The sequence below is a fragment of the Actinomadura chokoriensis genome (genome assembly GCF_041463665.1).
Taxonomy (GTDB): Bacteria; Actinomycetota; Actinomycetes; order Streptosporangiales; family Streptosporangiaceae; genus Spirillospora; species Spirillospora chokoriensis_A.
Map to the genome: position 1 here is coordinate 52401 of NZ_JAXCEJ010000017.1, position 24125 is coordinate 76525.

Below are 24125 nucleotides of genomic sequence, written 5' to 3' on the forward strand. Positions count from 1 at the left end.
GCGCTGCCGGATCTCCGAAGAGGCCCGCCCCTGGACGACCAGACCGTCCGTGATCGTCAATGAACTGTGGGCCGGGGTCAGGCGGCTTGGAGGTTCAGCCAGGTTTCCTCCAGAGGGGCGTTCTGGCGGTTGCAGAAGTAGACGCGGCCTGGGTCTCCCCAGTACCAGCCGAGCCGGGGATCGGAGTCGAGTTGGAGCAGCAGGCGCCAGTCTTCCGCCGTGCGTTGCTCGTCAGGAGTGAGAGCCGGGGCTTTCGGGGAGTCCAGGGCGCGGCCCGTCGAGGCGTACAGGCAGTCGGGGCCCACCGGGCGTTGGACGAGGGCCGGCCACCCGCCCAACTGGTGCGCCGGCGCGTTCCCCTGCCAGGTGTGCCGTGTCCATGCGGCGTGAAGTTGCGCATACACGGGCAGGACGCCGCTGTAGATCGTCTCCAGCCGCTGGACGACATGCTCCTGGGGCGAGGGCAGGGAAAGGAACGGGGCGGCGTCCAAGGTCGTCTTGGGGTAGGAGGTCACCCCGGGCGGTGGCGTCGTCGTCCGCAAGGCGCCGGTGAAGACGCGCCAGCCGTCCCGCTGCGCGGACGCGTCACCCCAGGGACGCGGGATCTCGGACGCATAGTAGAACGCGATCGTGCCGGAGGTCGGCAGGCCGGGGATCTTGCCGAACCGCGCGAAACCGGAGAAGTCGATGGCGCCGAGGAAGTCGAGGGGACGCCCGTTCCACTCCGGCCACGGTTCGGTCGGCGGGAGGAGCGGTGCGCCGCCCAGGTGAACGGGGACGCCGTCCCCGGCGCCGAGCCGCAGCGCCGGCCGGGCCAGCGGTAGCAGGACGGCGGTGATCTCCGGGGCGAGGAAGGCGTCGAGCAGGACGCGCAGCCGACGCAAGTGCGGAATGAAGTAGTCCATGCACGTAGGGTTACGCGGGTGAGGGGCGGAGCGCAGCGCCCGGCGAAATTGTGGATAACTTCGGTCAGCGTTCCAGGGCGCCCGCGAGCTGCACCAGGAAGCGGTCGACCTCCTGCTCGTCGTAACCCGGCCCGAGCAGGACGACGCGGAAGGCGCTCTCTCGCACGTCCCGGGCGGTCACGGGCGGGGCCGCGCCGCGCAGGCCGGCGACCACGCGGGCGAGGAACGCGTCCACGTCCCGGACGTCGTAGCCCGTGCGCAGGCCGGCGCCGGAGAACCGGGTGTTCTGGATCCAGTTGATCAACCAGGCCGGTTGCGCGCGCGGCCGCCTGGAGCGTTCCCAGATCGGCGCCCTGGCCTGGAGCTCCCTGATGCACTCACGCAGCAGCTCGTCCACCGCGCGGTTGTCGTAGCCGCGCAGGACGATGTCGAAGCGGGTCTCGCGCACCTCGTCGGCGGAGATCGGCGGCCCGCCCGCCAGCGCCTGCGAGATCCGCTCCAGCAGGGCGTCGACCTGGTCTCGGTCGTAGCCGCGCAAGCCCACCGGCAACCGCGCACCCGTCCTCACCGGCACCGTGCTCCTCCACCCGCGCGCCTGCGGGGCGCCGGGGGCGCCCCCGCGGCGCGCTCAGTCCCTGGTCGACGCGGCCAGCTGCCCGCAGGCCCCGTCGATCTCCCTGCCCCGAGTGTCGCGCACCGTGACCGGGACCCCGTGGGCCTCCAGGCGCCGGACGAACTCCCGCTCGTCCTCGGGCCGCGAGGCGGTCCACTTGGAACCCGGCGTCGGATTCAACGGGATCAGATTGACGTGTACGAGATTCCCGCGCAAGAGCCTGCCGAGAAGATCGGCCCGCCACCCCTGGTCGTTGACGTCCTTGATGAGGGCGTACTCGATCGAGACCCGGCGGCCGCTCCGGTCCGCGTAGGCCCACGCCGCTTCCAGGACCTCGGACACCTTCCACCGGTTGTTGATGGGCACCAGGTCGTCCCGAAGCTCATCATCCGGTGCGTGCAGGGACACCGCCAGCCGGACGGACATGTCCTCGGCGGCGAGCTTCTCGATGGCCGGGACCAGCCCGACCGTGGAAACGGTGACCGAACGCTGGGAGATGCCCAATCCGGCGGGTGCCGGATCGGTGATGCGGCGTACCGCGCCTATCACGGCCTTGTAGTTGGCCAGGGGTTCGCCCATGCCCATGAAGACGATGTTGGACACTCGGCCGGTCCCGCCTGGGATACGTCCACGAGCGAGAGCGCGAGCGCCCGCAGCGACCTGTTCGACTATCTCGGCCGTCGAGAGGTTGCGCGTGAGCCCGGCCTGACCGGTCGCGCAGAAGGGGCAGTTCATGCCGCACCCCGCCTGGGACGAGACGCACATCGTGGCCCGGTCCGGGTAGCGCATGAGCACCGACTCGAACAGGACGCCGTCGAACGCCTTCCAGACCGTCTTGAGCGTCGTCCCGCCGTCGCAGTCCAGCTCGCGGACCGGGGTCAGCAGCGACGGCAGCAGCTCCGAGACCAGACGCTCGCGGACGGCGGCGGGCAGATCCGTCATCTTCGCGGGATCGTCCACCAGGCGGGCGAAGTAGTGCCGGGACAGCTGGTCCGCGCGGAACGGCTTCTCCCCCAGCTCGGCGACCGCGTCGCGGCGCTCCGCCGTGGTGAGGTCGGCGAGATGCCTCGGCGGCTTGCCGCGCCTCGGGGCGGCGAAGACGAGCTTCGCCGGAGTCTTCTTGGGCGCGGTACCGGCGGCGGCGGGCTGGGTCGTAGACATGGTCCTCCCAGTGTGGCAAACACCGGCGCGTGCATTGTCCGTCAGCGGATCGATGCCCTGCCGCGTGGGACGACATTCCTGCACATGACCTTGTGTGCTACTAAGGTCTCGATCATGTCGGTATTGCGTAGGGCCGCTGCCTCGTCCCGGGGGTCCGCGGCCAAGGTCGTCCACGCCGCGGCGAGCCCGTACGGCAGCCGGCGGCTCGTCGTCGAGACCGACGGCGACGTCACCGTGGCCTACCTGAAGGACGCGCGGGACTCGGTGGTCGGGGCGGCATGGGTCGCCAACCACCGGAAGGCTCCGCAGGAACTCGACCAGTCCCGGCTGGACGGGGGTCGTGCGCCGCTCCTGCCGGAGTCCCATGTGCGCCATCCGTCGGGACGCAAGGCGCTGGACGGCGACTCCCTGGAGGTCGTGTGGTTCGAGGAGGGCGACGGCGTCGCCGTCCTGGAGGCGGGCGACCCGCTGTTCGTGATTCCCGGCTGGTCGGACATGGGGCGCGGCATCCCCGGATACGCGCGCGACGCCGCGCTGCAGAGCCCGTTCGCGTTCCCCCTGGACGAGGAGATCGAGGACTTCGGCCCCCGCATCGACGAGGCCCGCGAGCACTGGAAGCGATGCCGGGCCGATGGTTCCTGGGCCGAGTTCCAGCAATCGGTGCTCGGCCACCTGCTGCAGCGCCTCGGCCCTAGCGGCCATTACTGGCACGACGTCGGACGGCAACTGGCGAGCGGCAGAGCTGGCGCGGCCCCAACCGTGGGCGTGTCGGAGCGTCCCGCAAGAGCCGGGCGGGACTTCACCGTGCTGAGCACGGTCGGGATGAGCCGCCAGCGCATGCCCACGGTGGAACTGTACGAAGACGACGTCGCCCCATACGGACGGAGCGAACTCGCCGTCGCCAGCACGCTCCCCAGCCAGAAGGCCGGCAGTATCTTCCCCTGGCTGGCGCAGTACCCATGGCGGTCGGTGACGTGGTTCGCCCCCGGGGACGTCGTCAAGTGGTACCACGAGGCCCGCACGTTCCCGCTGGGCGGCGGAGAGTCGTCCTGGGAAGGCGTACTGCTCCTGGACGATCCGAGCCGTCTCGCAGGCCCTGAGGCTCCTGCCCTGGGCGGCCTCACCCTCAACGGCGACGCCGTCCGGTGGCTTTGGCTCGTGCCCATCACCGGTGAAGAACACCGCTACGCGAAGAGCGAGGGGTCGGACGCGCTCATTAAGCGCCTTGCACAGCAGGGCCGTTCCTGGGTCATCTCCTAGGACGCCCGAGCGGCGGCGCAGGACGTCCTAGGGCGTCCTAGCGGCGGGCGTCCAGCGGCGTCCTAGCTCGGGAGGAACAACTCCAGGAGAAGCCACACGACGGGGGCCGTCGCGACCAGGGAGTCGAGGCGGTCCATCACACCGCCGTGTCCGGGAAGGAGCGTTCCCATGTCCTTGATGCCGAGATCACGTTTGACCATCGACTCGACGAGGTCGCCGGCGGTCGCGGTGACCACGGCGGCCAGCCCGATGATCACACCCTGCCAGACGTGCCCGCCGTCCAGCAGCCACCACACCAGCCACCCGCCGACGGCCATGCACGTGATCGCCGAGCCGGTGACGCCCTCCCACGTCTTCTTGGGGCTGATCGTGGGGGCCAGCTTGTGCTTGCCCAGGAACGAGCCCGCGAAATAGCCGCCGATGTCACTGGCGACGGTCGTGGCGATGAAGATGACGATGCGGTGGTCGCCGTCGTCCGGGCGCAGGAGGAGCGCGACGATCCCGCCCATCAGCACCAGGTAGCCGGCCACGAACGACCCGGCGGCGACGTCCCGCACGTACCCGGCGGCGCCCTCCATCATCCGTGTCAGCAGCAGGGCCAGCACCGTCAGGGACACCGCGGCCACCGTCGCCGTGGGCCCCCACACGTACGCCACGACCGGCGTGCCCACCATCCCCGTCGCGACGGGGATGAACGGGACGCGGATGTCGCGGCTCTTGAACGCCTCGGTCAGCTCGCGCATGCCGAGGAAGAGGAACACGATCATCACGGCAAGGAAGATCTCCTTGACCGTGTACAGCGACACCAGCACCAGCGCACCGAGGCCGACACCGACGCCGATGGCGAGCGGCAGGTTACGGCCGGTCCTGCTCTCCCGCTTCCCTCCGGAAGCACCGGGAGAGGCTTCAGGGGGCGTCACAGCGGTGGCGCCGACGGGCGGCACGTCCACCGACGGGGCGTCCTCACGGGAACCGTCCTGTTCGGAGGGCGAGTCCAGAGCTTCTCCGGGGGGCGGGCCGGCCATGTCGACCTCCGGCTCATCCGGGGAACCCGAGGGCTCCCCGGCATCGTCGAGTTCCATCAAACCTCGAGCAGTTCGGCCTTCTTGTGCTCGAGCAGCTCGTCGATCTGCGCCACGTAACGGTGCGTGGTGTCGTCGAGTTCCTTCTCGGCACGCCGCACCTCGTCCTCGCCTGCCTCGCCGTCCTTGGCGAGCTTGTCGAGGGTGTCCTTGGCGCGGCGCCGGATGTTGCGGATGGAGATCCGGCTGTCCTCCGCCTTCGTCCCGGCGACCTTGATGAAGTCCCTGCGTCGCTCCTCCGACAACTCGGGGAAGACGACCCGGATCACGTTGCCGTCGTTGGTGGGGTTCACGCCGAGGTCGCTGTCGCGGATCGCCCTCTCCACCGCCTGCATGGACGATTTGTCGAAGACCTGGACGATGACCATCCGCGGCTCCGGCAGCGTGAACGACGCGAGCTGGTTGATCGGCGTCGGCGTCCCGTAGTACTCGGCCGTGATCTTGTTGAACATCGCCGGGCTGACCCGGCCGGTGCGGATGGCCTGGAAGTCCTCCTTGGCGACCGCGACCGCCTTCTCCATCTTCTCCTCGGCCTCGAGGAGGGTCTCGTCGATCACTGCGACTCCCATGTCATCTGGTCGGCCCTGGTCCTGCGGTTGCCCGGCGTGCCGGGCGCCTGCACGGGCTGCCGTCAGCCCTGTGCCGGGCTGACCAGCGTGCCGATCTTCTCACCCCGGACGGCCCGGACGATGTTGCCCTGCCCCATGAGGTCGAAGACCACGATGGGGAGGACGTTGTCCATGCAGAGACTGATGGCCGTGGCGTCCATGACCTTCAGGCCCCGCTGTAGAACTTCACCGTAATCCAAACGGTCGAACTTGACCGCGTCTGGATTCTTTCGTGGATCGGCGTCGTACACGCCGTCCACTTGGGTTGCCTTCAGTACCGCCTCCGCGCCGATCTCCAGCGCGCGCTGGGCGGCGGTGGTGTCGGTGGAGAAGAACGGCTGTCCGAGGCCCGCGCCGAAGATGACCACGCGCCCCTTCTCCAGGTGCCGGATGGCGCGCCTCGGGATGTACGGCTCGGCCACCTGGCTCATGGTGATGGCGGTCTGCACGCGCGTGTCCAGCCCGAGCTTCTCCAGGAAGTCCTGGAGGGCGAGGCAGTTGATGACGGTGCCGATCATCCCCATGTAGTCGGCGCGGCCGCGGTCCATGCCGCGCTCGGCCATGACGGCGCCGCGGAACATGTTGCCGCCGCCGCAGACGACCGCCACCTGCACGCCGTCCCGGACGGCCTCGGCGATGGCCTCGGCGACGTGCTGGACGACCTCGGGGTCGATGCCGAGCGGATCACGCCCGGCGAAGGCCTCGCCCGAGAGCTTCAGCAGCACCCGCTTCCAGCCCGCGCGCGGCGCGTGCCCGCCGGTGGCGCGCCCGCCGGACGCCGTCCGATCGGACGGCGAGGCCGCCGTCGCGCTAGTGGTCGTCTTGTCCGGCACGTCGGCGGCCTCCTCGTTGGCGTTGCGATGTCTCTCGGGTACCCGTCTCCAGAGTGCCCTTACGCCTGCCCGACCTTGAACCGGGCGAAGCGGACGACCTTCACCCCGGCCTCGTCGAGGACCTTGGCGATCGTCTTCTTGTTGTCCTTCACGAACGCCTGCTCCACGAGCACGAAGTCGCGGAAGTAGGCGTTCACCCGGCCCTCGACGATCTTGGGAATGGCCTGCTCGGGCTTGCCCTCGTCGCGGGTGAGCTGCTCGGCGAGCGCCCGCTCCTTCTCGATCGCCTCGGCGGGGATCTCCTCGCGGGTGAGGTACTTCGGCGCCATCGCGGCGATCTGCTGCGCGACGTCCTTGGCGACCTCGGTGTTCTCGGAGTCGAGCTCGACCAGCACGCCGGTGGTCGGCGGCAGGGACGGGTCGGACTTGTGCAGGTAGCTGGCCACGTAGGCGCCCTGGAAGTGGGCGAAGCGGCGCAGCTCCAGCTTCTCGCCGATCTTGGCGCTGTTCTCCTCGATCAGGGCCTGGACGGTCTTGCCGGGCTCGATCTCGGCCGTCAGCAGGGCGGCGGCGTCGGCCGCGCCGCTGCCGGCGGCGAACTCGACCAGGCGCTGGGCCAGCTCGATGAACTGCGCGTTCTTGGCGACGAAGTCGGTCTCGCAGTTGAGCTCCAGGAGCGCCCCGTCGCCGGAGTTCGCAAAGTGCTCGGCGACCAGCCCGTTGGCGGCGGTGCGCTCGGCGCGCTTGCCGACGTCCTTGGCGCCCTTGAGACGCAGCAGCTCCGTCGCCTTCTCGAAGTCGCCGTCCGCCTCGGTCAGGGCGTTCTTCACGGCCATCATGCCGGAGCCGGTCAGGTCGCGCAGCCGCTTGACGTCAGCGGCGGTGAAGTTGGCCATCGCTCTCTTCGCTTCTCTCGTCGTTGGTCGTGGGACCCGCGACGGTCCCGGCGGCACCCGTGCGGCGCCACCGGGACCGTGGGATCAAGCCTGCTCGGCCTCGGCGGCCTTCGGGGCCTCGGCGGCCTGCTCGGCGGCGGCCTCCGCGGGAGCCTCGGCGGGAGTCTCGGCCTCGACCGGAGCCTCGGCGGGGGCCTCGGCGGGGGCCTCGGCGGGGGCCTCGGCCTCAACCGGAGCCTCGGCGGGGGCCTCGGCGGGGGCCTGCGCCTCGGTGCCCTCGGCCTGCTTGTTCTCCAGCAGGTCGCGCTCCCACTCGGCCAGCGGCTCGGCGTTGCCGGTGGGGGCGGCGCCCTCGGCGGGCTTCTCGTCCCCGCCGGTCGCGGCGCCCGCGCGGGCGAGGAGGCCGTCGGCGACGGAGTCGGCGACCACGCGGGTCAGCAGGCTGACGCTGCGGATGGCGTCGTCGTTGCCCGGGACCGGGTAGTCGACCTCGTCGGGGTCGCAGTTGGTGTCGAGGATCGCGACGACCGGGATGCCGAGCTTCTTGGCCTCGTTGACCGCGATGTGCTCCTTCTTGGTGTCCACGATCCAGATGGCGCTCGGAACCTTCGCCATGTCGCGGATACCGCCGAGGGTGCGCTCCAGCTTGTCCTTCTCGCGACGCAGGCCGAGCAGCTCCTTCTTGGTCATGCCGGAGCCGGCCACGTCGTCGTAGTTGATCTCCTCCAGCTCCTTGAGCCGGGTGAGCCGCTTGTGGACGGTGGAGAAGTTCGTGAGCATGCCGCCCAGCCAGCGCTGGTTCACGTAGGGCATGCCGACCCGGGCGGCCTGCTCGGCGATGGACTCCTGGGCCTGCTTCTTGGTGCCGACGAACAGGATCGTCCCGCCGTGGGCCACCGTGGCCTTGACGAACTCGAACGCGCGGTCGATGTAGGACAGCGACTGCTGCAGGTCGATGATGTAGATGCCGTTGCGCTCGGTGAGGATGAAGCGCTTCATCTTCGGGTTCCACCGGCGGGTCTGGTGGCCGAAGTGGACGCCGCTCTCAAGGAGCTGCCGCATGGTGACGACGGGTGCCATTGCCCGTGTTCTCCTTCTCTGGCCCTGCCGGGCCGCATTTGGTTGTCTGCCTGCGCCCGGGTGCCGTCCCACCGTCGCCGAGACGACGGACCGAGGGACTGCGCCCCACCAGACGTGTGGTGGCATGCGGACGCGTGAAATCAGCCGCCGTGGGGTGCCCCAGGCGGCTGGCCCGTTGCCGGGTCTGAGCCTGCCCGCTCTGGGAGCGGCTTCTCGCCGACCCACCGTGGTGAATCGATGACGGCCTGGCCCTGGCCGGTGTCCTTCCGGGCACGGTTACAGATTATCAGGGCGCCGACGCGTCCGGGCATCAACGGTTCCGCGCGGTTATCCACAGTTCACCGACCCTGTCGACGCGCTGCCGGGTACCCGGCAGGCTGCGGTGCATGACGCTGCTCACGCTGCTGCTCACCTGCATGCTCGCCGCTGGCGCACCGGGCCTGGACGCCTGGCGATGGCCGTTAGGCCCGCCCGCTCCGCGGGTTCTCCGGGCCTTCTCGCCGCCGTCCACCCCGTGGGGTTCCGGCCACCGCGGTGTGGATCTCGCGGGCCGTCCCGGGCAGGCCGTCTACGCCGCCGGGCCGGGGCGCGTCTCCTACGCCGCGTCCCTGGCGGGACGAGGCGTCGTTGCGGTCGATCACGGGGCGCTCCGCACGACGTACCTGCCCGTCCGGCCGAGCGTGCACACGGGGCGCCGGGTCGCGTCCGGCACCCGGATCGGCGTTCTGGAAGGCGGCCTGCTCCACTGCACCGTGCCCTGCCTGCACTGGGGGCTGCGCCGGGGCGCCCTCTATCTGGACCCGCTCAACCTGGTCCAGCGCCAGGTACGCCTCCTCCCCCGCTGGCCGCGTCCCTCCCAGCCCTCCTCGTCCGCAAGCCCTTCTCCGGAGCCGCCACGTCCCCGGATGGCCCTGCGCGACGCCACCACGGCGACGGGCGGAGCGCTGACGGGCATGGTCCTCACGCTGAGCGCGGCCTTCGCCTGGCGCCGCACCCGCATCCGCTTCCGCCTTCACGGCCGCCGGCGTCCGCCCCCGGGCGTGATCAACCTTTCCCAGGAACGCCGCCTACGCCGAATCCCCTGATCTGCCCGCCCGCCGCCTGCGCCCCCGCACGGGGCCGGGCGGCCGGCCCCGGCCTCCGCAACAGCAGGCCACCAACCCGCAAGACGTCCCCCAGCCAGGCCAGGCTGCCTGCACCGCCTCGCCGGGGCCAGCCGGTTGGACGGCCTGCCGGGCAGCCGGCTGGGACGGCCGGTTTCGGGACGGCCGGTTGGGGCGGTTGGAGCGTTGGCTAGGGCGGCTCATTGGGGTGACCTGCCGGAGGTGACGGGATTTGCTTCTGGAAGCGAGAGGCCGCCGTCATTCGAAGCGGGTGCCGCGCGGGTGGGCTTGGCGGTGGACCTGTTTCAGGCGTTCGGCCGAGACGTGCGTGTAGAGCTGGGTCGTCTGGAGAGAGGCGTGGCCGAGGATCTCCTGGACGCTGCGCAGGTCGGCGCCGCCCTCCAGAAGGTGGGTGGCGGCGCTGTGGCGGAGTCCGTGGGGGCTTAGGTCGGGGACTTCTCCGACTTCGGAAATCCGTCCGTGGACGATGCGGCGCGCACTCGTCGGGTGGAGGCGACCCCCGCGAGCGCCAAGGAAAAGCGCCGGGCCGCTGTCTTCGTTCGCGAGGGAGGGCCGCCCTGCGCGAAGCCAGTCCTGGACGGCGCGGACGGCCGGTTCCCCGACCGGGACGATGCGTTCTCGTCCACCCTTGCCCAGGACGCGAACAGTCCGGCGCCCCATGTCCATATCGTCGACGTCGAGTCCGCACAGTTCACTGACGCGGACGCCCGTCCCGTAAAGCACCTCCAGGACGGCCAGGTCGCGGAGCCCAAGAGGACCTTGGGTGTCCATGGTGTCGAGCAGGCGCGTTGCGTCGTCCTGGGTGAGGACGCCAGGGAGATCACGCTGCCGTTTGGGGGTCCCCAGCAGCAGACCGGGATCGTCCTGGAGAAGGCCGCGCCTGTACAAGTGCCGGGTGAACGCTCGGGCGGCGGCCGTCCGGCGGGCCAGGGTGGCGCGGGAGCGGCCGAGCGCGTGCTGGCGTGCGAGCCAGGCCCGTAGCAGCGAGACGTCCAGGTCCGCGGGTTCGGCGACGCCGGTGGCGGCGGCATAGGCGCACAGATCGGCCAGATCCCCGAGATAGGCCCGCAGCGTGTGCGGCGAGACGGCGCGTTCGGCGCGAAGATGGCGGCCGAAGTCGGCTACGGCGTCCTCCAGCGCATTGGTCACAGGCGCCACGCTGCGCCACCGCCCCCGCCGGCGCAAGCACCGACCAGCGGTTTCACGTGAATTGCCGCGATTCTTCAGCGAGTTATCCACAGAAAGTCATTCTCCGCCCACACTTCGTCACACTCGGGCAGCGTCAGAGGCCGGAGGTGAGGCACTCATGAACGCTCACATCAGCCTCGGGCGGCAGGGCGAGGACGCGGCCGTCGACTACCTCGTCGGCCTCGGCTGGCGGATCCTCGACCGCAACTGGCGATGCCGCGAGGGCGAGCTCGACATCGTCGCCCATGACGGGCGCAGGCACATCGTCTGCGAGGTGAAGACCCGCCGGTCCGCCCGGTTCGGCGACCCCCTCGAAGCGATCACCACGGAGAAGGCGGCCCGGTTGCGGCGGCTGGCCTGGCAGTGGGCCGCCGCGCACGGGGTCGGCGGCGCGCCCATGCGAGTGGACGTCCTCGGCCTGATCGGCGACCGCGACAACGACGGCTTCTCGATCGACCACCTGCGGGAGGTGTGCTGATGACGCTGGCGAAGACCCGCTCGGTGTCTCTGGTCGGGGTGGACGGCTTCGTCGTGGACGTGGAGGCCGCGATCACCAGCGGCGTACCGGGCCTCCACCTGGTCGGCCTCCCCGACACGGCGCTCAGCGAGGCCCGCGACCGCGTCCGCGCCGCGATCTTCAACTCGAATGAAGACTGGCCCAATCGCCACGTCACGGTGTCGCTGTTCCCGGCGAGCATGCCGAAGAAGGGCTCCACCTTCGATTTGGCGATCGCCATTTCGTTGCTCGCCGCAGCGGAGGTCGTCCCGCCACGCAGTTGTGCGGGGCTGGTGCTCATCGGCGAACTCGGCCTGGACGGCCGCATACGCCCGATTCAGGGCATACTGCCCGCCGTACTGGCCGCGGCCAACCGAGGCTGCCGGACGGTCGTCGTGCCCCAGGCGAACGCCGCCGAAGCCGAACTCGTCCCCGACATGAAGGTCGTGTCCGCGAGCACGCTTCGCGGGCTGCTGTGCCTCCTGCGCGACGAGCCGCCGCCGGTCGAGGAGGGCGAGGACGACGACTTCCCCCTCCCGGCGGACGGCTACGCCATCAGGCAGCAGGAGTCCCGGCCCGATCTCGATCTGGCCGACGTCCGGGGGCAGGCCGAGGCCCGCCGTGCGCTGGAGATCAGCGCGGCGGGAGGACACCACCTCTTCTTCGCCGGACCTCCGGGCTGCGGGAAGACGATGCTCGCGGAGCGGCTGCCGACGCTGATGCCGCCCCTGGAACCCGAGGTCGCGCTGGAGGTCACCGCGATCCACTCGGTCGCCGGAACGCTCCGGCCGGGGCAGCCGCTGATCACCCAGGCGCCGTTCCACGCCCCGCACCACACCGCCTCGCGCGCCTCGATGGTCGGCGGCGGGTCGGGCCGCGTGCTCCAGCCGGGCGCCGTGTCCCTCGCCCACCGGGGAATCCTCTTCCTGGACGAGGCCCCGGAGTTCATGGCGGGGACGCTCGACGCCCTGCGCCAGCCCCTTGAGGAGGGCGAGGTACGCATCTCTCGCATCGAGGGCATAGCGCACTTCCCCGCGCGGTTCACGCTCGTCCTCGCGGCGAACCCCTGCCCATGCGCAGCAGCGAAGCAGATCGACTGCTCCTGCGCGCCCGGTGTCCGCCGCAAGTACGCCAGCCGCGTGACCGGCCCGCTCCTCGACCGCATCGACCTCAAGCTGGAACTGACACCGGCCAGCCGGGCCGAACTCCGGTACGACCTGGAGTTCGCCGAGACCAGCAAGGTGGTGGCCGAACGCGTCCAGCTCGCCAGGGAACGGACCCGCCACCGCCTCGCCGACACCCCGTGGCGCTCCAACTCCGAGGTCCCCGGCCCGGAACTGCGCAGACGCTTCACACCGTCCGCCGAAGCGATGCAAGGGGCCGACGAGGCCTTGCAGAGGGGCACGCTGAGCGCGCGCGGGCTCGACCGCATCCTTCGGGTCGCCTGGACCATCGCCGACCTGGCGGGCCACGACGAGCCCGGCCCGGACGACGTCGGCGGCGCGCTCGCCCTCTGGTCGGCGGGGCGCCAATGAGCGACGAGAGAACCGCCCGCGCCACCCTCACCGCCGTCGCGGAACCGGGCGACGCCTTCCTCAACCGCATCATCGGCCGGTGCGGCCCGGAAGAGGCCCTCGAAGCGATCCGCACCGGCCGTCTCTCCGGCGCCGTAGAAGCCTCCCCCAAGGAGTTTCGGCGCCTCGAACAGTGGCGGATCCGCCTGATCGCCGCGGAACCCGATCAGGACATGGCCGTCTGCGCCCGGTTCCGCGGCCGCCTTATCTGCCCGGGAGATCCCGAATGGCCGACGACCCTCGACGATCTCGGCGCCGGGCGCCCCTACGCCCTGTGGCTACGCGGCCCCGGCGACCTGCGCTACGGCTGCCTGCGTTCGGTCGCCATCGTCGGTTCCCGCGCCGCGTCCCCCTACGGGCTGCGCGCCGCCGCCGACTTCGCCTCCGACCTGGCCGACGACGGCTGGACGGTGATCTCCGGCGGCGCCCTCGGGATCGACGCGGCCGCCCACCGCGGCGCGCTGGCCGCCGACGGCCCCACCGTCGCGGTTCTCGCCAACGGGGTGGACGTCCCCTACCCGGCGTCCAACGAAGGGCTGTTCGCCGAGATGGCCCGGCGGTCCCTGCTGGTCAGCGAGTCCCCGCCGGGCACGCATCCGCACCGCCTCCGCTTCCTCGTCCGCAACCGGGTCATCGCGGCCCTGTCCCGGGGCACGGTCATCGTCGAGGCGGAGGCGCGCAGCGGCGCTCTGAACACCGCCGGCTGGGCGTCCAAGCTCGGCCGCGTGGTCATGGCCGTGCCCGGCCCGATCACCTCCCGCTCCTCGGTCGGCTGCCACCGGCTCCTGCGCGAGGAGGGCGTCGTGCTGGTCACCCGCCCAGCGGAGATCATCGAAGCCGTGGGACGCATCGGCGCCGACCTCGCGCCGCCGCCGGACACACCCGTGCTCCCCCGCGACCGCCTGGAACCGGTGACGAGGTCGGTGCTGGAGGCGTTCCCCGCCCGCGGCATGACCGGGCCCGCGCAACTCGCCGTCAAAGCCGGCGTCGACCTGACCACGGTCAACGCCAAGCTGGGCCTCCTGTCGGCGGCCGGCTTCATCGAACGGACTTCGTCCGGCTGGCGCCTGACGAAGTCCGGGAAATCCCCCAAAGGTCCGGCCATGGAACCGGATAGGCGACAGCCTCCGCCAGCCCCTTTCGAGGAGCCGCAATGACCCTCCAACCAGCCGCCAGCCGCCAGCGGCCGCTCACGACGCCGGCGGCCCTCCGGCCACCAACGAGCCGCAATGACCCGGCCGACCAAACGGCGGCGCCGGTCACGGCGGTGGCGGTGGCGGTGCGGCCGGGTGTCGGCGATAGGAGATTGCCGACACCGTGGGTGGGAGCCTCGCGGGTTATTCGTCCGAGGGGAGTTCGAAGTCGCTCTTGGCGAGTTCTTCGACGTTGACGTCCTTGAAGGTGACGACACGCACGTTCTTCACGAAGCGAGCGGGGCGGTACATGTCCCAGACCCACGCGTCCTGCATCGTGACCTCGAAGAAGACATCGCCGGTGTCGGCGCCGCGCACCTGGAGGTCGACGGAGTTCGTGAGGTAGAACCTGCGCTCGGTCTCGACGACGTAGCTGAACAGCCCGAGGACGTCCCGATACTCGCGATAGAGCTGCAGTTCCATCTCGGTCTCGTACTTCTCGAGATCCTCGGCGCTCACGCTCGTGCCCCTTCCGCGCGCTCCTCGCCGGAGACCTCCCCTTCGGTCTCCTCCTCCAAGGCCACGTCTCCATTGTTACGCAAGGCCCGCCCGACGTTGACGTAGGAGAACCGATGCTCCGGACATGGACCGTGCGCGGCGAGCGCCTCGCCGTGCGCGCGGGTCACGTAGCCCTTGTGGACGTCGAAGCCGTACTCGGGATAGCGCTCGTGGAGGCCGACCATGATCCGGTCTCGGGTGACCTTCGCGACGATGGACGCGGCGGCCATGCAGGCCGCGACCTGATCGCCCTTGATCACCGCGAGGCCGGGGACGTCCAGGCCGGGGACGGGGAAGCCGTCGCTCAGCACGTAGGCGGGCCGCTGGTTCAGGGCGGCCAGGGCCCGCCGCATCCCGGTGATGTTGCACCGGTGAAGGCCGATCCGGTCGATGTCGTGGCACGGGATGACGATCGCGCTCCATGCCAGGGCCCGTTCGGTGATCTCGGCGTAGAGCTCTTCACGGCGTCCCGGAGTGAGCAGTTTGGAGTCGTTGAGCCCGTCGATCCGGCCACGCCCGCCCTGCAGGATCACCGCGCCGACCACCAGCGGCCCCGCGCAGGCCCCGCGGCCCGCCTCGTCGACGCCGGCCACGGGGCTGAACCCCCCGTGCGCCAGGGCGCGCTCATACGCGAACAGCCCTGCGTCCCGGCGCGGGGTGAAGCGGAGTGGACGTCCCTTCATGTTCCGCAGCGTACGTCGCCGCGCCCCTCCACCGCTCCCCGAATGCCCGTGATCACCCGCCATGTCCGCGGGCAGGGCCGCTCAACGCCCGGAAACCGCAAAGACCCGCGCCCACGGGGCCCCGGGCAGTCTCGACAGAGATCTCGACATCGGACGGCACGGCGTCTTCAGGCACGGACCTGCCCACCAGCCTATAAAACCGGAACTTGCGGGCCATCCCTTTCGGGCAACCGGGACTGTGCCCATCTCGTCGCTGACCTCCTCGGCCCGGCCATCCCCGACAGACGGCACATGACCGCCTTAACGACGAACAGGCCGACCGGTGACCTATGGCCGGTCGCACGCCCACCCTCGGGTGGGCGCGCATCCCATCAGCGATCAAGGCCCCCAGAGCGTCGGCGGGGGGGCGCGATCCGATCCCGGGTCTCAAGATCCAGAGAAATGTGCTCACTCACCGACCGGCGCCGAGGCTGCCCGAAGCGAGCACCCCGGCAGTGCCCCTCAGGTGGATCTGAGGCGGTGGCGGCGGAGGTAGGCGAGAGGCAGGGTGAAGAGGACGCCCATGGCGTACGGGGTGGCGGGGACGGCGACGGCGGCCGCCTTCTTCAGGCCGGGCTGCTTGAAGGTGCCGGGAATCGGCAGGTTGCCGACACGGTCGAGGGGCCACACGATGACGAAGGCGCGACCGATGACGCGGTCGACCGGGATGGTGCCGCCGCCCGGGTCGCCGCGGTGGGAGCGGGAGTCGTAGGAGAGTTCGCGATGGTCGCCCATGACCCAGAGCTGGCCCGGCTTCACGGTGACGTCGAACGGGTCGTTGGACGGCTTGTTCTGCTCGTGCGTGATCGGGTCGGTGAAGAGGTAGGACTTCTCGTCCAGCGGGACGCCGTTGACGGTGACGCGGCCCTTGGCGTCGCAGCATTTGATGTGGTCGCCGGGGATGCCGATGACGCGCTTGATGTAGTCCTTCTCGTTGGGCGCCACGCCGAACGCGGTGCCGACGGCGCGCAGCGCCTTGGAGACCGGGTTGCCGGGCTCGTCGACCTGGACCTCGGGGTCCCAGGAGTCCAGGCCGTTGAAGACGATCACGTCGCCGCGGGCGATGTCCCGCGTGTGGTAAACGATCTTGTTGACGAGGACCCGGTCGCCGACCTGGAGGGTGTTCTCCATGGAACCCGACGGGATGTAGAACGCCTGGACGGCGAACGCCTTGATGACGAGCGCCAGCGCGACGGCCACGACGATGAGGACAGGGAGCTCTTTCCAGAACGATCCCTGCTTCTTGTCGCCCTTGCCGTCGTCCTCGGAGTCGTCGGTCGACTCCCCGGCCGAGTTCACGGGCTCCTTCTCTTCGGGCACCGCGCCCTCGGCCTCGGATCGCACGTCTCTCCGATCGTCCTCGTCAGTCATCAGAGCGAAAGCCTAGCGGCGACACGCCCGCTGGACGCCGCCTGCGGGCGTGTCGCCGCCGGAGCACATCGCTCCCATACCCGTCGCGCCCGTCCGGAATGGGCAACGCCCCGGTCACCGTCAAGGATTCCCGGGGCGCCGTCGTTCATCGGCTCAGTGCTCGCGCTTCTCCTTGATGCGAGCGGCCTTGCCGCGCAGGTTGCGCAGGTAGTAGAGCTTGGCGCGGCGCACGTCGCCGCGGGTGACGACCTCGATCTTGTCGATCGACGGGCTGTTGATCGGGAAGGTCCGCTCGACGCCGACGCTGTAGCTGACCTTCCGGACGGTGAACGTCTCGCGGGCGCCGCCGCCCTGCCGCCTGATCACCACGCCCTGGAAGATCTGGATACGGCTACGGTTGCCCTCGGTGACGCGCACGTGCACCTTGAGCGTGTCGCCCGGACGGAAGTCCGGGACGTCGGCGCGCATCGCGGCCTTCTCGATCTCCTGGATCAGGGTGTGCATCGCAGCGGTTCCTCATGGTCGAACGCGGGCGTCGAGAGGCCCCGGTGGGACTTTCGTGGGGGCGTCGCGCCGCGGGAAGTGGTCGTCGGGCGCCGTGCGCTCTGGACGCACGGACGCTCTAGTCTGCCATATCTTCGCCGTCAACCGGAAAACCGGCCTCGTGCAGGACGGCGCGGTCCCGCTTGTCGAGGTCCTCCGGTTTGAGACGGGCGAGCAGTTCGGGACGGTGCCGGGCCGTCCGGCGGAGCGCCTCGTCGCGCCGCCAGCGGGCGATCGCCCCGTGGTGACCCGACAGGAGGACGTCCGGAACCGGCCGGTCGCGCCAGAGGGGCGGCTTGGTGTAGACGGGGCCCTCCAGGAGGGACTCCATGGCGCCGGGGGCGAAGGAGTCGTCCTCGACCGAATCGGCGTTGCCGAGGACGCCCGGCAGGAGACGGCCGATCGCCTCGACCATCACCAGCACGGCGACCTCCCCGCCGGCGAGGACGAAGTCGCCCAGGCTGACCTCGTCCACGGGCATCCGTGTGCGGGCCTCCTCGGCGACGCGGGTGTCGATGCCCTCGTAGCGTCCGCAGGCGAACACGAGCCAGGGCTCGGCGGCGTACCGCACGGCGTCCGCCTGCGTGAAGGGCCGTCCGCTCGGCGTCGGGATGATCAGCCGCGGCACCGCCCCGGCGCCCGCTCCGAGCGGCCCCTCGGGCGCGCTCTCACCGGACGCGGCCTCATCCAGTGGGGTCCCAGATGGTCTCGCGCCGGACTGGCCGTGCGCCGCGTCGACCGGTGTCGCGCTGGAAGCCTCGCGAGGCGACGGACTGGGCGATGTCCCCGGGGGCGACGAGCCTGCGGCCGAGGTGTCCTCGGGCGGCGTCGCCCATGGGGGCGGGCCCGCCGTCGGCGAAGCGGGAGGCGCGTGCGAGGAAGGTGCCGCGCCACCGGAGGGCGGCGGGACGAGGGTGTCGAGCGCCTCGCCCCAGGGGCCGGGTTTCATGACCATGCCGGGGCCGCCGCCGTAAGGGGTGTCGTCGACGGTGCGGTGCCGGTCGTGGGTCCAGTCGCGCAGGTCGTGGACGCGAACGTCCAGCAGCCCGGCGCGCCGAGCCTTGCCCAGAAGGGAGATGTCCAGGGGGGCGAAGTACTCGGGGAAGATCGTGACGATGTCGATTTTCATGATTCGTCGAGCAGTCCGGGGGGCGGGTCGATGACGAGCCGCCCCCCGGGAACGTCCACCTCGGGGACGAGCGCGGCCACGAAGGGCACGAGCTTCTCCCCGCCGGGCCCGCGCACGATCAGCAGGTCCTGGCCGTGGTGCAGGACGTCCGCGACCTCGCCGATGTCGGCGCCGTCCGCGGTGACCACGGAGAGGCCGATCAGTTCCTGGTCGTGGAAGTCGTCCGGGTCGGCGGACGGGGGGATGTCACCGGGGTCGACGACGAGCCACGTGCCGCGAAGAGCCTCGGCGGCGTGCCGGTCGCCGATCCCGGCGAAGCGCACGAGCAGGCGTCCCGAATGCCAGCGGGTCCGCTCGACGGTGAGCGGACCGGCGGCGCCGGGGTCGGTGGCGATCTCGGTGCCCGCGGCGAACCGGGATTCCGGCTCGTCCGTGCGGACGTCGATGGTGACCTCGCCACGGATCCCGTGCGGCCGTCCGATCCGTCCCACCACGAGCGGTTCGCTCATCGGGACGCCACTCAGCGGACCTCGTTGACGTCGAGCAGGTCAACGCGCACGTAGCGGCCCCCGGACAGGGCGCTGATCACCGTGCGGAGGGCCTTGGCGGTGCGACCGCTGCGGCCGATGACCTTCCCGAGGTCCTCGGGGTGCACGCGCACCTCCAGGACCCGGCCGCCCCTGATCCGCCGGGCGCGGACCCGGACGTCGTCCGGGTTCTCCACGATCCCGCGGACCAGGTGCTCGAGCGCTTCTTCGAGCACTGTCAGCCCTCGCTCTTGGCTTCGTCGGTCTCGGTGGCCTTGGCCTCGGTCTTCTTCGGCTCGGCCTTCTTCTTACCGCGGGTCGCGGTGCCGGCGGCCTCGTCGTCGCCCATCGACTCCTTGACGGCGGCCTCGAAGGCGACCTTCTTGTCGGGCTTCGGCTCGGCGACCTTGAGGGTGCCCTCGGCACCCGGCTCGCCCTTGAACTTCTGCCAGTCGCCGGTGATCTTCAGCAGGTTGAGCACGGGCTCGGTCGGCTGCGCGCCGACGCCGAGCCAGTACTGCGCACGCTCGGAGTCGATCTGGATGAGCGACGGCTCCTGCTTGGGCTGGTAGAGCCCGATCTCCTCGATGGCGCGCCCGTCCCGCTTGGTGCGGGCGTCGGCGACGACGATCCGGTACTGCGGGTTCCGGATCTTCCCCAGACGCTTGAGCTTGATCTTGACTGCCACGGGTGTGGTGTACTCCGATTTCATTACCGGGTGGGCGGGCCCGCGCCAGGTGGGGAACACCGGCTCACGGCCGCCCGATGGACTCCGGCCGCGCAGGACGAGAGAGGGCGCCTCGCGGGTCCGGGTTTCCAGCGTCTCATTCTGCCAGACGTTCGGCGTGAAAGCGCAATCGCGCCACGGGGTGTCTCGCCGCCGCCCCGTCAGGTGCGCGAGCGTCCGCCGCGGGCGACACGGCGATCACCGCATCGCCCGCCGGAGCGGCGGGCGATGCGACGCGCCGCGCTCACTTCTTCTTGCGCCCCTGGAGCTTGTTCAGGTCCGGCATCTGGAAGCCGGGCGGGAGCTGGCCGCCGAGACCGGGAGGAAGCCCGCCCGGACCGCCGCCCGCGCCGCCCGGACCGCCGCCGAGGCCGGGCGGGAGCCCCTGGGGCATGCCGTCGGCCGCGGGCTGCCGGTCCTTGCCGGCGGCGCGCTTGCGCGGGTCGCCGCTGCGCTGCTTGCCCTTCTTGTTCTTCTTCGCGGCCGCCTTCGCCGCCTTCTTGCGTCCGCCGGGCATGCCCGGCAGCCCCATGCCGCCGGCCATCTGGCGCATCATCTTCTGCGCGTCGAAGAACCGGGTGACGAGGCTGCTGACATCGCCGACGCCGACGCCCGAGCCCTTGGCGATGCGGGCCCGGCGGGAGCCGTTGATGATCTTGGGCTGGGCGCGTTCCTGCGGGGTCATCGAGCGGATGATCGCGGCGATGCGGTCCAGGTCCCGGTCGTCGATCTGGCTGATCTGGTCGCGGACCTGCCCCATGCCCGGCATCATCCCGAGCAGGTTCCCGATCGGGCCGAGCTTGCGGATCATCATCATCTGCTCGAGGAAGTCCTCGAGCGTGAAGTCCTCGCCCGAGGCGAACTTGGTGGACATCTTCTCGGCCTGCTCGGCGTCGAACGCCTGCTCGGCCTGCTCGATCAGGGTGAGGATGTCGCCCATGTCGAGGATCCGGCCCGCCATGCGGTCCGGGTGGAAGACGCTGAAGTCCTCCAGCTTCTCGCCCGTCGAGGCGAACATGATCGGACGTCCGGTGACGTGCCGGACCGACAGCGCCGCACCGCCGCGCGCGTCGCCGTCGAGCTTGGTGAGGACGACGCCGTCGAAGCCGACGCCGTCCATGAACGCCTGGGCGGTGTTGACCGCGTCCTGGCCGACCATGGCGTCGACGACGAACAGGATGTCGTCGGGCTGGACGGCGTCACGGATGTCGATGGCCTGCTGCATCATCTCCGTGTCGACGCCGAGCCGGCCGGCGGTGTCGATGACGACGACGTCGTGCTGGGCGTGCCGGGCCTGGTCGATCGACCGGCGCGCCACGTCCACCGGGTCGCCGACGCCGCTGCCGGGCTCGGGCGCGAACACCGGCACCCCGGCCCGCTCGCCGACGACCTGGAGCTGCTGGACGGCGTTGGGCCGCTGCAGGTCGGCGGCCACCAGCATCGGGGTGTGGCCCTCCTGCTTCAGCCACCGCGCCAGCTTGCCCGCGAGCGTGGTCTTGCCGGCGCCCTGCAGGCCCGCGAGCATGATCACCGTCGGCGGCGTCTTGGCCAGCCGGATCCGCCGGGTCTCGCCGCCGAGGATGGCGATGAGCTCCTCGTTGACGATCTTGACGACCTGCTGCGCCGGGTTCAGCGCCTGCGAGACCTCCGCGCCCGCCGCCCGCTCCTTGATGCGCGCGATGAAGTCCTTGACGACGGGGAGCGCGACGTCGGCCTCAAGCAGCGCGATCCGGATCTCGCGGGCCGTCGCGTTGATGTCGGCCTCGGAGAGCCGGCCCTTGCTTCGCAGCGACGAGAAGACCGTCGTCAACCGGTCGGAGAGCGTCTCGAACACGTGTCTGGACCGTCCTTGGAAAGCTTCTGGGATCGCCTATCAGCGTATCGGGTCACCCTGTTGCTTGTGTCGCCCTCGCCGCCGGGCCCTGGGAGCACCCCGCTCCGTTCACTGACCGGGCTCGGCGCCGTGGGCCGGTCAGTGGAGGGATTCGAGGATCTGGGCTCGGACGGCGTCCAGGGCGGAGAGATCATCGAGTGGGTGTCCGTCGTCGTCCACCACGTAGAAGACGTCCACGGCCTCGGCTCCCAGGGTGTCGATCTGGGCGGCGCGGATCTGGAGGCCGCACGCGCCCAGCGCTTGCCCGATCCTCCACAGGAGGCCGGGACGGTCGTGGGCGCGCACTTCGATGACGTTCGCCGTCCGCGAAGCGTCCTTCAGGACCATGACGCGTGGCGGCGGAACGGTTACCCCTGGGCGGACCCGCACCGACCGTGCTCGCCGTTCGAGGCGGTCGGCGACGTCGAGCCGTCCCGCGAGCATGCGCCGCAGGTCCGCCTCCAGGCCGGCCGGATCCGGTGGCGTCCCGTACTCCGGCACCGCCGTGAAGTCCAGCACGGCCGTCTCTCCGCCTCGGCTGGGCGGATCGCCTCCCGGCGGATCCGCGTCCGAGGTCAGCACCGCTCCGGAAGACCCGTTCACCTCACCGGCCGCGCCCCCGCCGGCGGGCGCGGGCCCCTCGGCGGGCGGTGCGGACGCCGACGGGGCGGAGGCCGACGGAGCGGAGATCGTGCGGGCGGTTCGTACGGCCAGGCGGTGGAGGGCCAGGACGCCGGCGGCGCGCCAGAGGAGGCCGGGACGGTCGGGGGCGGCGATGGTGATGCGGGAGCCGGTGACGCGGACGGCGGCGCCGTCGTGGCGGGCCAGAGCCAGGTGGGCGGGGTCCAGGACGGGCGACGGCGGGGGCGTGCCGCCGGACAGGGCGGCGGCGGTGCGGCGGACGAGTTCGGCGACGAGGCCGGCCTTCCAGGTCGTCCAGGCGGCGGGGCCGGTGGCGGTGCCGTCGGCGATCGCGAGCGCGGCGAGGAGGTCGAGGATCTCGCGCTCGCGGCCGGGCACCGCCGACAGGGCGGCGGTGACGGTCTGGATGGTCACCGGGTCGTCGATGTCGCGGCGGGTGGCGGTGTCGGGGAGCAGGAGGTGGTGGCGGACGAGCGTTTCGAGGACGCGCACGTCGTCCCGGTCGAGGCCGAGGCGCGCGCCGATGTCGCGGACGGCGGCGGCACCGGCGGCGGAGTGGTCACCGGGCCGTCCCTTGCCGATGTCGTGCAGGAGCGCGCCGACGAGGAGCAGGTCGGGGCGGGCGACCTCGCGGGTGAGGGCCGCGGCGCCGGCGGCGGTCTCCACGAGGTGGCGGTCCACGGTGAAGCGGTGGACGGGGCTGCGCTGCGGCCGGTTGCGGACATGCTCCCAGTCGGGCAGGAGGCGGACGATCACCCCGGCCTGGTCCAGGGCCTCCCAGACGGCGATGGCGGCGGGACCGGCGCCGAGCAGGGAGATGAGCGCGTCGCGGGCGGCGGCGGGCCACGGCACCGGCGGCAGCGCGGCGTGCTCGGCGAGCCTGGCCACCGTCGCGGGAGCGAGCGGCAGGCCGGCCTGAGCGGCGGCGGCGGCGACCCGGAGGACGAGGACGGGGTCGCCGAGATCGGCGTTCCGGGCGAGGACGACCTCGCCTTCGTGCTCGACGGCGCCGTCGCCGACGGGACGCCGCTCGACCCCCCGCCGCCGCCCCGCGCCGCCGGCGGGGAGCGGCGCGGGGTGGACGGTCCTGGCTCTGCTGAGACGGTCGATGCGGCGCCACAGGTTGGAGCCCGCGTAGGTGATCGTGCGGGCCGCCTCCACGATCGAGCGCTGCAGGACGCCCGCGTCCGGCAGGGCGAGGAGGCGGGCGACCGCCTCCTGTTCCTGGAGGACGAGACGGTCGGTGGAGCGGCCCGTGACCTCGTGCAGCGCGTGCCGCACGTCGAGGAGCAGGTCATGGGCGGCCCGGACCCGGCCGTCGGGGGCGGACGCCACCCAGGACGCGGCCACGGCGTGCATCACGTGCACGTCGCGCAGCCCGCCATGGGATTCCTTGATGTCGGGTTCGAGAAGGAAGGCGAGCTCGCCCTGGGCCTGCCAGCGCTCCCGGCACATCGCCGACAGCTCGGGCAGCCGGACGGTGGCGTCGGCGCGCCAGTCGGTGAGGACGGCGGCGCGCAGTTCGTCCACCAGCGTGTGGTCGCCCGCGATGCGGCGCGCGGACAGCAGCCCGAGCGCGGCCTTCATGTCGCCGCGCGCGACGGTCCGGGCCTCGTGGACGGTGCGGACGGAGTGGTCGAGCCGGATCCCGGAGTCCCACAGCGGGTACCAGACGCGGTCGGCGATCCCGGCGACGTCGGCCCGGCCGCGGTGCAGCAGGACGAGGTCGAGGTCGCCGCCGGGCGTCAGCTCGCGGCGCGCGTGGCTGCCGACCGCGACGAGCGCGACCCCGTCCGGAACGGCCCCGGCCGGGGTCGTTCCGGACGGAACCGTCCCACCACCCCGGGTCACGCCGTCCCGGGCCACGCCGTCCCGGGCGGCGCCGTTCCCCGGCGCGGGCGCATCCGGCTCCGGAGCGGAGCCGGTGGTCAGCAGGGCGGCCAGGCTGCGGTCCAGATCGTCGGCCCGCGCGGCCCGCGCCGCCGCGAGGGCCGCGCGAGCCGTCTCCACCGCTCCGGTGCCGCCGGCCGGAGCGGGCGCGGGCGCCCGCTCTCCGGCCGGCGGGTGGGCGAGGCTCACC

General features: G+C 71.5%; 23 protein-coding genes and 2 pseudogenes. 5 read left to right on the forward strand and 20 right to left on the reverse strand.

Going from position 1 to position 24125, the window contains the following annotated elements; genetic code table 11:
- Positions 1-77: 77 nt before the first annotated feature.
- The 3 genes from SM418_RS24595 to rlmN form a co-directional block, all read right to left on the reverse strand.
- A complete protein-coding gene (locus SM418_RS24595) occupies positions 78-905 on the reverse strand; it encodes a DUF1963 domain-containing protein (RefSeq protein WP_371943527.1) in 828 nt (275 codons plus the stop codon).
- Positions 906-969: 64 nt separating this feature from the next.
- On the reverse strand, positions 970-1473 hold the full coding sequence (locus tag SM418_RS24600) for a DivIVA domain-containing protein (RefSeq protein WP_371943528.1): 504 nt from the start codon (positions 1471-1473) through the stop codon (positions 970-972).
- 60 nt (positions 1474-1533) lie between these two features.
- Complete coding sequence (gene rlmN, locus SM418_RS24605) at positions 1534-2679, reverse strand: dual-specificity RNA methyltransferase RlmN (protein WP_371943529.1); 1146 nt, start codon at positions 2677-2679, stop codon at positions 1534-1536.
- Positions 2680-2793: 114 nt separating this feature from the next.
- Here rlmN and SM418_RS24610 point away from each other — a divergent pair, with 114 nt between their 5' ends.
- Positions 2794-3939: a suppressor of fused domain protein gene (locus SM418_RS24610; RefSeq protein WP_371943530.1), complete on the forward strand. Its 1146-nt coding sequence runs from the start codon at positions 2794-2796 to the stop codon at positions 3937-3939.
- 62 nt (positions 3940-4001) lie between these two features.
- Here the strand turns inward: SM418_RS24610 and SM418_RS24615 are convergent, their stop codons facing one another.
- The 5 genes from SM418_RS24615 to rpsB form a co-directional block, all read right to left on the reverse strand.
- Positions 4002-5021 (reverse strand): phosphatidate cytidylyltransferase, encoded by a 1020-nt coding sequence (locus SM418_RS24615; protein WP_371943531.1) that lies wholly within the window; start codon positions 5019-5021, stop codon positions 4002-4004.
- Positions 5021-5578 carry a ribosome recycling factor gene (gene frr / locus SM418_RS24620; RefSeq protein WP_371943532.1) on the reverse strand — a complete coding sequence of 186 codons (558 nt, stop codon included), beginning with the start codon at positions 5576-5578 and terminating at the stop codon, positions 5021-5023. Before frr ends, SM418_RS24615 begins: the two co-directional genes overlap by 1 nt.
- A 74-nt stretch (positions 5579-5652) precedes the next feature.
- Entirely contained in the window at positions 5653-6354 is a 702-nt protein-coding gene (gene pyrH, locus SM418_RS24625; RefSeq protein ID WP_371943654.1) for a UMP kinase, read from the reverse strand.
- 167 nt (positions 6355-6521) lie between these two features.
- On the reverse strand, positions 6522-7358 hold the full coding sequence (gene tsf / locus SM418_RS24630; protein ID WP_371943533.1) for a translation elongation factor Ts: 837 nt from the start codon (positions 7356-7358) through the stop codon (positions 6522-6524).
- Positions 7359-7442: 84 nt separating this feature from the next.
- The gene (gene rpsB / locus SM418_RS24635; RefSeq protein ID WP_371943534.1) at positions 7443-8438 is read right to left on the reverse strand and encodes a 30S ribosomal protein S2; all 996 of its coding nucleotides are present in this window, start codon (positions 8436-8438) and stop codon (positions 7443-7445) included.
- Positions 8439-8824: 386 nt separating this feature from the next.
- Between rpsB and SM418_RS24640 the strand changes: the two genes are divergently transcribed.
- The gene (locus tag SM418_RS24640; protein ID WP_371943535.1) at positions 8825-9523 is read left to right on the forward strand and encodes a murein hydrolase activator EnvC family protein; all 699 of its coding nucleotides are present in this window, start codon (positions 8825-8827) and stop codon (positions 9521-9523) included.
- A gap of 276 nt (positions 9524-9799) precedes the next feature.
- On the opposite strand, the gene SM418_RS24645 is transcribed toward SM418_RS24640, so the two are convergent.
- On the reverse strand, positions 9800-10711 hold the full coding sequence (locus SM418_RS24645) for a tyrosine recombinase XerC (RefSeq protein ID WP_371943536.1): 912 nt from the start codon (positions 10709-10711) through the stop codon (positions 9800-9802).
- Positions 10712-10868: 157 nt separating this feature from the next.
- On the opposite strand from SM418_RS24645, the gene SM418_RS24650 reads away from it, so the two are divergent.
- Genes SM418_RS24650 through dprA form a run of 3 tightly spaced genes read left to right on the forward strand, consistent with a single transcriptional unit; the run spans position 10869 to position 13977 of the window.
- Positions 10869-11228, forward strand: a complete 360-nt coding sequence (locus SM418_RS24650) for a YraN family protein (RefSeq protein WP_371943537.1) — start codon at positions 10869-10871, stop codon at positions 11226-11228.
- On the forward strand, positions 11228-12781 hold the full coding sequence (locus SM418_RS24655) for a YifB family Mg chelatase-like AAA ATPase (RefSeq protein WP_371943538.1): 1554 nt from the start codon (positions 11228-11230) through the stop codon (positions 12779-12781). Before SM418_RS24650 ends, SM418_RS24655 begins: the two co-directional genes overlap by 1 nt.
- A complete protein-coding gene (gene dprA / locus SM418_RS24660; protein WP_371943539.1) occupies positions 12778-13977 on the forward strand; it encodes a DNA-processing protein DprA in 1200 nt (399 codons plus the stop codon). Before SM418_RS24655 ends, dprA begins: the two co-directional genes overlap by 4 nt.
- Positions 13978-14157: 180 nt before the next feature.
- On the opposite strand, the gene SM418_RS24665 is transcribed toward dprA, so the two are convergent.
- The 11 genes and pseudogenes from SM418_RS24665 to SM418_RS24715 form a co-directional block, all read right to left on the reverse strand.
- Positions 14158-14472, reverse strand: coding sequence for a DUF2469 domain-containing protein (locus tag SM418_RS24665; protein ID WP_371943540.1), 315 nt, complete (start codon positions 14470-14472; stop codon positions 14158-14160).
- Positions 14469-15194, reverse strand: a complete 726-nt coding sequence (locus SM418_RS24670) for a ribonuclease HII (protein ID WP_371943541.1) — start codon at positions 15192-15194, stop codon at positions 14469-14471. Before SM418_RS24670 ends, SM418_RS24665 begins: the two co-directional genes overlap by 4 nt.
- 501 nt (positions 15195-15695) lie before the next feature.
- Positions 15696-16577 (reverse strand): signal peptidase I, encoded by an 882-nt coding sequence (lepB, locus tag SM418_RS24675; protein WP_371943542.1) that lies wholly within the window; start codon positions 16575-16577, stop codon positions 15696-15698.
- A 180-nt stretch (positions 16578-16757) separates the two neighbouring features.
- Positions 16758-17108, reverse strand: a complete 351-nt coding sequence (rplS, locus tag SM418_RS24680; RefSeq protein WP_176407107.1) for a 50S ribosomal protein L19 — start codon at positions 17106-17108, stop codon at positions 16758-16760.
- A 118-nt stretch (positions 17109-17226) separates the two neighbouring features.
- Positions 17227-17820 (reverse strand): annotated as a pseudogene (gene trmD / locus SM418_RS24685) (tRNA (guanine(37)-N(1))-methyltransferase); the annotation flags it as partial.
- Positions 17821-18036: 216 nt separating this feature from the next.
- Positions 18037-18276 (reverse strand): annotated as a pseudogene (locus tag SM418_RS24690) (tRNA (guanosine(37)-N1)-methyltransferase TrmD); the annotation flags it as partial.
- On the reverse strand, positions 18273-18785 hold the full coding sequence (gene rimM / locus SM418_RS24695) for a ribosome maturation factor RimM (protein WP_371943543.1): 513 nt from the start codon (positions 18783-18785) through the stop codon (positions 18273-18275). The pseudogene SM418_RS24690 and the gene rimM, both read right to left, overlap by 4 nt.
- Positions 18786-18796: 11 nt before the next feature.
- Positions 18797-19039: an RNA-binding protein gene (locus SM418_RS24700; RefSeq protein ID WP_021598307.1), complete on the reverse strand. Its 243-nt coding sequence runs from the start codon at positions 19037-19039 to the stop codon at positions 18797-18799.
- A gap of 2 nt (positions 19040-19041) precedes the next feature.
- A complete protein-coding gene (gene rpsP, locus SM418_RS24705; RefSeq protein WP_371943544.1) occupies positions 19042-19491 on the reverse strand; it encodes a 30S ribosomal protein S16 in 450 nt (149 codons plus the stop codon).
- A gap of 283 nt (positions 19492-19774) precedes the next feature.
- Positions 19775-21364 carry a signal recognition particle protein gene (gene ffh, locus SM418_RS24710; protein ID WP_371943545.1) on the reverse strand — a complete coding sequence of 530 codons (1590 nt, stop codon included), beginning with the start codon at positions 21362-21364 and terminating at the stop codon, positions 19775-19777.
- Positions 21365-21502: 138 nt separating this feature from the next.
- Positions 21503-24124 carry a [protein-PII] uridylyltransferase gene (locus SM418_RS24715; protein WP_371943546.1) on the reverse strand — a complete coding sequence of 874 codons (2622 nt, stop codon included), beginning with the start codon at positions 24122-24124 and terminating at the stop codon, positions 21503-21505.
- Position 24125: the final 1 nt, after the last annotated feature.

Coding starts and splice junctions, on each gene's coding strand:
- SM418_RS24595 (WP_371943527.1), bottom strand. CDS start 905: ATGGACTACTTCATTCCGCACTTGCGTCGGCTGCGCGTCCTGCTCGAC.
- rlmN (WP_371943529.1), bottom strand. CDS start 2,679: ATGTCTACGACCCAGCCCGCCGCCGCCGGTACCGCGCCCAAGAAGACT.
- SM418_RS24610 (WP_371943530.1), top strand. CDS start 2,794: ATGTCGGTATTGCGTAGGGCCGCTGCCTCGTCCCGGGGGTCCGCGGCC.
- SM418_RS24615 (WP_371943531.1), bottom strand. CDS start 5,021: ATGGAACTCGACGATGCCGGGGAGCCCTCGGGTTCCCCGGATGAGCCG.
- tsf (WP_371943533.1), bottom strand. CDS start 7,358: ATGGCCAACTTCACCGCCGCTGACGTCAAGCGGCTGCGCGACCTGACC.
- rpsB (WP_371943534.1), bottom strand. CDS start 8,438: ATGGCACCCGTCGTCACCATGCGGCAGCTCCTTGAGAGCGGCGTCCAC.
- SM418_RS24640 (WP_371943535.1), top strand. CDS start 8,825: ATGACGCTGCTCACGCTGCTGCTCACCTGCATGCTCGCCGCTGGCGCA.
- SM418_RS24650 (WP_371943537.1), top strand. CDS start 10,869: ATGAACGCTCACATCAGCCTCGGGCGGCAGGGCGAGGACGCGGCCGTC.
- SM418_RS24655 (WP_371943538.1), top strand. CDS start 11,228: ATGACGCTGGCGAAGACCCGCTCGGTGTCTCTGGTCGGGGTGGACGGC.
- dprA (WP_371943539.1), top strand. CDS start 12,778: ATGAGCGACGAGAGAACCGCCCGCGCCACCCTCACCGCCGTCGCGGAA.
- SM418_RS24670 (WP_371943541.1), bottom strand. CDS start 15,194: ATGAAGGGACGTCCACTCCGCTTCACCCCGCGCCGGGACGCAGGGCTG.
- rplS (WP_176407107.1), bottom strand. CDS start 17,108: ATGCACACCCTGATCCAGGAGATCGAGAAGGCCGCGATGCGCGCCGAC.
- rimM (WP_371943543.1), bottom strand. CDS start 18,785: ATGAGCGAACCGCTCGTGGTGGGACGGATCGGACGGCCGCACGGGATC.